The sequence below is a fragment of the Chloroflexus sp. genome, from assembly GCF_034432675.1.
Taxonomy (GTDB): Bacteria; Chloroflexota; Chloroflexia; order Chloroflexales; family Chloroflexaceae; genus Chloroflexus.
In genome coordinates this window covers 1-5,994 of sequence record NZ_DAOUBI010000213.1, presented here as the reverse complement: position 1 = coordinate 5,994, position 5,994 = coordinate 1, and the positions used below count along the sequence as shown (strand labels likewise).

At 52.2% G+C, this 5,994-nt stretch carries 9 protein-coding genes; all 9 read left to right on the top strand.

The features are described 5' to 3' along the window. Positions 1–85: hypothetical protein (locus VAE55_RS15955; protein WP_322816399.1), on the top strand; the 85-nt coding region annotated here is incomplete at its 5' end. 72 nt (positions 86–157) lie between these two features. Further along, the gene (gene secE / locus VAE55_RS15950; protein ID WP_012258048.1) at positions 158–385 is read left to right on the top strand and encodes a preprotein translocase subunit SecE; all 228 of its coding nucleotides are present in this window, start codon (positions 158–160) and stop codon (positions 383–385) included. A gap of 23 nt (positions 386–408) precedes the next feature. After that, entirely contained in the window at positions 409–972 is a 564-nt protein-coding gene (gene nusG / locus VAE55_RS15945; protein ID WP_322816721.1) for a transcription termination/antitermination protein NusG, read from the top strand. Positions 973–1,050: 78 nt separating this feature from the next. Further along, complete coding sequence (rplK, locus tag VAE55_RS15940; RefSeq protein WP_322816720.1) at positions 1,051–1,476, top strand: 50S ribosomal protein L11; 426 nt, start codon at positions 1,051–1,053, stop codon at positions 1,474–1,476. A 58-nt stretch (positions 1,477–1,534) separates the two neighbouring features. Continuing rightward, a complete protein-coding gene (gene rplA / locus VAE55_RS15935; RefSeq protein ID WP_322816719.1) occupies positions 1,535–2,248 on the top strand; it encodes a 50S ribosomal protein L1 in 714 nt (237 codons plus the stop codon). A gap of 209 nt (positions 2,249–2,457) precedes the next feature. Further along, the gene (gene rplJ, locus VAE55_RS15930; RefSeq protein ID WP_322816718.1) at positions 2,458–3,006 is read left to right on the top strand and encodes a 50S ribosomal protein L10; all 549 of its coding nucleotides are present in this window, start codon (positions 2,458–2,460) and stop codon (positions 3,004–3,006) included. A gap of 69 nt (positions 3,007–3,075) precedes the next feature. Beyond that, positions 3,076–3,474 carry a 50S ribosomal protein L7/L12 gene (gene rplL / locus VAE55_RS15925; protein ID WP_012258053.1) on the top strand — a complete coding sequence of 133 codons (399 nt, stop codon included), beginning with the start codon at positions 3,076–3,078 and terminating at the stop codon, positions 3,472–3,474. A 658-nt stretch (positions 3,475–4,132) separates the two neighbouring features. After that, entirely contained in the window at positions 4,133–4,681 is a 549-nt protein-coding gene (locus VAE55_RS15920; RefSeq protein ID WP_322816717.1) for a hypothetical protein, read from the top strand. A gap of 125 nt (positions 4,682–4,806) precedes the next feature. Further along, entirely contained in the window at positions 4,807–5,211 is a 405-nt protein-coding gene (locus tag VAE55_RS15915; protein ID WP_322816716.1) for a type II toxin-antitoxin system VapC family toxin, read from the top strand. Positions 5,212–5,994 lie beyond the last annotated feature (783 nt).

The window sequence follows — 5,994 nt, the reverse complement described above, 5'->3', positions numbered from 1 at the left end:
GGCTATCGAAGAAGGCTTGCGCTTCGCTATCCGCGAAGGTGGCCGCACCGTCGGTGCTGGTGTCGTAACCAAGATTCTCGATTAACGTCTAAGGCCGGATTCGCTAAGCTGTCGGCGGCTTTCATGCCGTCGGCAGCTTCAAAGTGAAGGGTATAAAATGGCCGTGGCCAAAGATACTGAGCGTGACGTTCAAGAAAACATCCTCGTGCGCACATTTCGCGAAACGCGCAGCGAGTTACGGCAAGTCGTTTGGCCAAGCCGCGAAGAGACGATCCGTCTTACAATGCTCGTGATTGCGGTGTCAATTGTGATTGGCTTGCTGCTCTTCATCGGTGATACAATCTTCACCTTCCTCTACACGAGCCTTGTCAGCCTCGTCCAGTAAGCTGTTCGCGAACGGGGATTGCCATGTCTGAGGAAAAGGAAAAAGAAAAAGAGGCCGATGACCGGCGCTGGTATGTGATCCATACCTATTCGGGCTATGAAAACAAGGTAAAGAAAAACCTGGAACATCGCATTGCATCCATGGAGATGCAAGACCAGATTTTCCGGGTTATTGTGCCTACCGAAGAGGAAATTGAGATCAAGAATGGGCAGCGCCGCACGGTAAATAAGAAGATCTATCCCGGCTATGTCCTGGTACAGATGCGCCTTACCGATGACTCCTGGTATGTGGTGCGCAATACCCCTGGCGTAACCAGCTTCGTTGGGCATGGCAATAAGCCTACTCCCCTTGAGGATGAAGAGGTCAAGGCTATTTTGCGCCAGATGGAAGGCGAAACACCGAAGGTTCGTGTTAGCTACCAGAAAGGCCAGGCTGTCAAGATTATCGATGGCCCCTTCACCGACTTCGAGGGCATTGTCGATACCATTGATCACGAGCGGGGTCGGGTGCGTGTTCTGGTCTCTTTCTTTGGCCGCGAAGCGCCGGTTGAGCTTGATTTCTTGCAAGTAACACGATTGGTAGAATAGGATTATCCGTCACCTCGCTGGTTGTGCGAGGGAGGGAAAGTCGTTTATGCGCTTTCCCGTTATGCAAGGAGTTGTGTCGTGGCTAAGAAACTCGTCGCAGTCGTTAAACTGCAATTGCCGGCTGGCAAAGCTACACCAGCGCCACCCGTTGGTCCGGCGCTCGGTCAGTACGGCATTAACATCATGGCCTTCGTGAAGGAGTATAACGAGAAATCGGCATCTCAGGCCGGTAGTATTGTGCCGGTTGAGATTTCGGTTTACAGTGATCGCTCCTTCGTTGCCCGTCTGCTGACACCACCTACGTCCGATTTGCTGCGAAAGGCAGCCGGTATCCAGAAGGGTGCCAGTACGCCGAAACGCACGACTGTTGGTACAATTACTCGTGCCCAGTTGCGCCAGATCGCTCAACAAAAGCTGCCTGATATGAATGCCAATGATATTGAGGCTGCTGAGCGGATTATTGCCGGTACGGCACGCAGTATGGGTATCAAGATCGTTGAATAGTGATTGTTAGTTGGTGGGAGGATTCGTCGATCCGCCATCACCACCTGGAGTAGTTGCTATGCCAAAGCACGGAAAAAAGTATCTCGCCGCTCTGGCGAAGGTTGACCGGACTCGCCTCTATTCACCGACCGAAGCGCTGAGGTTGGTGAAAGAGACCTCGTACACAAAGTTTGATGGTACAGTCGAGACGCACTTGCGGCTAGGTATCGATCCGCGTCACGCTGATCAAAATATTCGCACGACTGTTTCCCTGCCCCACGGCACCGGCAAGACGGTTCGTGTGCTGGTCTTCGCCCAGGGTGAAGCGGTGCAGGCTGCGCTCGATGCTGGTGCTGATTACGCTGGTAGCGATGACCTGATTGCCCGTATCGACCGCGAGAACTTCTTCGATTTCGATGTAGCCATTGCAACGCCCGATATGATGGGTAAGGTCGGTCGGATTGGTCGTAAGCTCGGTCCGCGTGGGTTGATGCCCAACCCGAAGAGCAGCACTATCGTTCCGGCAGCCGATCTGGCACGCACGATTCGTGAAGTGAAGGGTGGTCGCGTTGAGATCCGCAACGATAAGACCGGTATCCTGCACGTGGCTATCGGCAAAGTGAGCTTCACCCCACAGCAGTTGAGCGAGAATTTCGTTGCGCTGATGGACGCGGTGAAAGCGGCCAAGCCAAGTGGTGCAAAGGGTACGTATATTCGTAGTGTAACCCTGACCAGTACGATGGGACCGGGTGTGCCGGTTGATCCGGTGGCTGCCCAGAACCTGAAAGCCTGATAGCTTGCATCGTTAGCTGCCTGAGACAGTCGGTGAGCATTACTCCTAATGGCCTGTGGGCCGCCGACCGAGGTGGCGTCTGAGATGAGATAGTCGTGAGTTGTTGACTCACTCTGTCGATAGTGCGCAGCTATTGCTGCGCTATGCTCGGTCGCCTGTCTCAAAGATGGGTGACCGTTTTTGATCTGCTTTGAGAGGAGGTGAAATGGATGCCAACGCCGCGTAAAATTGAAACGGTCAGCATGCTGACCGAAAAGCTAAACCGCGCTCAGTTGGTTGTCGTAGCCGACTATCGCGGTGACGGCAAAGGTATGAGCGTGGCCGATATGACCGAGTTGCGCCGCAAGTTGCGCGAGCATGGCGGTGAGGTTGTGGTGGCAAAGAATACTCTGCTTAAGATTGCTGCTCACAATACCGGCCACGAGGCACTCGATCCGTTGCTGGCCGGCCCAACCGCTGTGACTCTCGGCTACGATGATGTCTCGAAAGTGGCAAAAGCTCTGCTCGATTATCTCAAGTCGGGGAATAAGAGCTTCACTGTTCGCGGGGCTTTGCTGGGTAACACCTTGCTGCCGGCAGATGCGCTTGAGCAGGTGACGAAGCTCCCGTCACGTGAGCAAGCACTCGCTCAGGTTGTGGGTGGTATCGCTGCCCCCGTCTCTGGGGTTGTCGGTGTGCTTAACGCCGCGATTTCTAACGTGCTCTACGTTTTGCAGGCACGGATCGATCAGCTTCAGCCGCAGGGAGAAACGGCGTAATCGTCGCCCGCGGATTGTATATGTGATGTCGGAATAGTTATCTCTATCACGATAAGGAGTGTACGTACCATGTCGAAGATCGATTCAATTATCGAGATGATTGAGGGCCTGAATGTCCTCGAGCTGGTTGAGCTGAAGAAGAAGATGGAAGAGAAGTGGGGTGTCACCGCTGCTGCCCCGGTGATGGCGATGGGTGCGGCGATGCCGGTCGCCGCAGCCGGTGATGGCGCTGCTGCTGCTGCTCCAGTTGAGGAGAAGACTGAGTTCGATGTCATCCTCAAGGAGGCCGGTCCGAACAAGATTCAGGTCATTAAGGTCGTGCGCGAGCTGACCAGTCTCGGTCTGAAGGAGGCGAAGGACCTGGTTGAGGGTGCTCCCAAGCCGGTTCGCGAGGGCGTAAGCAAGGAAGAGGCTGAGGCAGCCAAGGCGAAGCTGACCGAGGCCGGTGCAGTGGTCGAGATTAAGTAATTCTGCTCGACTCTTCTGCGCAAGCTGCACAAGGTGTCGTAGGTATTTCGATACCGGTAGGGGTGGGTTGCCAACCCGCCATCTTGTGCACAGTACGGGGTGTGGTGAGGTTGTTACCTTGCCACACCCCTTTTCTATTCATTGGAATGCTGATCGTTTGATGCTTCCATCGTCGGTGTGGATAGTCGCCCGGTAAGTCTCGCAGGGATTTCTATGTCTTGAGGCAGGGTTTCCAACCTCCAGCTTCGTAACCTACCGCCCAATTAGCCTGCTGGTTTGGCAACTGCTCCTGCTGCTGTCAGACAGGTTGACGCCTTCCCTGACGAGGTGACAGCCCCGTCAAGGAGATGAATTTGCCCGTGCAAGAATCTACATGTTTTGCAAGACGTCAGCTTTCAGCTCAGGTAAGCGAAAGATGGCATACCATCTCCTGGTATGTTACAATAATGATGTACATCCAAAAAGATTTATCACAACAGATGGGTATTCGCTGAACACTTCATAAACATCATCTCACGTTCATGAAGTGTAAATCAGGGGTCATGTTCCCCTGCCTGTAGAGATAATTTGCACAACGTGTATGTATCTTCAAAATGTTCTACTTTCTATTTTGATACGTCTACCTGTATCGTTGAAATCACGGTCAAGGTAGTCTGAAATGGTTGCAATCTACTCCACGGATGACGAAGAGGTGATGTGCATTTTTGAAACTGCCCTTATCAATTTGAACGAATTTCAAGCATTTTCAGATGTTGTAAACCCTGTTTTTGATCGAGAATTATTGCTCGCCTGGAGTACAATTGGCAATCTATTTCTGAAGGGTGTCTCGCGGATGACGTTTACCCTTTATCGAAATGGTCATCCGCTACGGGTCAGGTACACGTCCCGCGAATTTGATTTGATTCGACAGCACGCCCTTACGACAATGGAAGGTTATATGTTTCTGACCGATCTCAGGCGTCGGCGCATATCGTTGCAACCGCATTCAGGCAATGCTGTATCGTTTGTATTTACCGAGGAGCAGGAGCCTGATGTCCGGTCCATGATAGGACGCTTCGTGCGGGTTGTGAGGGAAGCAGTGATCAATCCGGTTGCCGGTACACTTCGCTATCTGCGTACACATAGCATTGAGCCATTAGAGCTTGATACAGAAAGCGCTGCATATGATTTCTGGACTTCCAGAACAATTGATGAACTGGCACGATAACAGTGTGTCCAACCGGTAGATAACATTGAATCATTGTATGGTGCATGGCCCGGTGAAACAGATGACGGTTTTGAGCAGTTTGTCGAAGATCTACGTAAATGGGGAGATGCTGAAGAGCATACGTTATGCGATCTGATTATTTGCTCCTCGATACAAATATTGTCTCGTATATCATGAAAGGGGCTTCCACAGCAGAACTTTATAAGGAACATCTTTCCGGTAAGCGATTGGCTATCTCCTTTATTACTGTCGGTGAGCTGTGGGCCGGCGCAGAATTTGCACGTTGGAGCGAAAAAAGGCGATACCAGCTTCGTATAAATATCCGTCAATATGTGGTAATTCCCTACGACTATACAATAGCGCAATATTACGGAAAAATTATTGCTCACGGGAAACGTATTGGTCGGCCTATCTCTTGTGCTGATGCCTGGATTGCTGCTTGTGCGTTACGCCACGATATTCCACCTGTTACTCATAATACAAAAGATTTTGTGAACATTCCTGGTTTACACATAATATCCAAACCTTGAGTGATACTGTGCATCACGGTCTGTTACCGGATATGCTGCGCACCGTGATTGTCCATACCCTCCGCAACCATCCGTTGGTATCACCTGCATGATACGAATGGGCGGGTAGGGGCGGGTTCTGAACCCGCCCCTACTACCACCTATGCTATGCATTACTCATAACTGGTGTCAAACAAGTGCGTATCAGCGGGTATGATGGCTATTGGTGTTGGTTTGAGCGACTGGCCCGATGGCAGTGCGCAGCTCCAGCCGCACTATCATGTGCCGAATGGGTTGCCTTACGTGGGCATCATGTGCGTGTTGCGGGGTTTGGAGTGCGACAGCCATGCTGCCGCGCCAGCCGTGCTCACGATCCGGTGCGTGGCATACCGTAAACCGTCTGGTCACAGGGGTGCTGAATGTGCTCATGCCGATCATCGAGTCGGTCAGGCATGAATACGATACCTGCGTGTAAACGTTTGGTTGTACAAGGTTCGTACCTGTACACCAACGGTCACGGCCAGCACCTGACGGTGGTGACGAGGATGCCTCCACGCAGGCTGGAAGCCTGCGCCACGGGGAGCGCTTGCAGCCCGGTCTGACGCAGCGTGACATGTGGGTAATGCATAGCCTACTACCAAGGATGGTGCATGTGCCCGTTCACATTCTCATACGTTAAGTATGCGACGAACGCAGGTGTGGCGGAAGGGTACATCTTGAATCACGTGCTAGAACTTATTTCAAAATTCGGTCAATGCACCACAACATGATAGCGACGAGACAACATGCACGAGAGCTATGCAG

Coding starts and splice junctions, on each gene's coding strand:
- secE (WP_012258048.1), top strand. CDS start 158: ATGGCCGTGGCCAAAGATACTGAGCGTGACGTTCAAGAAAACATCCTC.
- nusG (WP_322816721.1), top strand. CDS start 409: ATGTCTGAGGAAAAGGAAAAAGAAAAAGAGGCCGATGACCGGCGCTGG.
- VAE55_RS15915 (WP_322816716.1), top strand. CDS start 4,807: ATGCGATCTGATTATTTGCTCCTCGATACAAATATTGTCTCGTATATC.
- rplL (WP_012258053.1), top strand. CDS start 3,076: ATGTCGAAGATCGATTCAATTATCGAGATGATTGAGGGCCTGAATGTC.
- VAE55_RS15920 (WP_322816717.1), top strand. CDS start 4,133: ATGGTTGCAATCTACTCCACGGATGACGAAGAGGTGATGTGCATTTTT.
- rplA (WP_322816719.1), top strand. CDS start 1,535: ATGCCAAAGCACGGAAAAAAGTATCTCGCCGCTCTGGCGAAGGTTGAC.
- rplJ (WP_322816718.1), top strand. CDS start 2,458: ATGCCAACGCCGCGTAAAATTGAAACGGTCAGCATGCTGACCGAAAAG.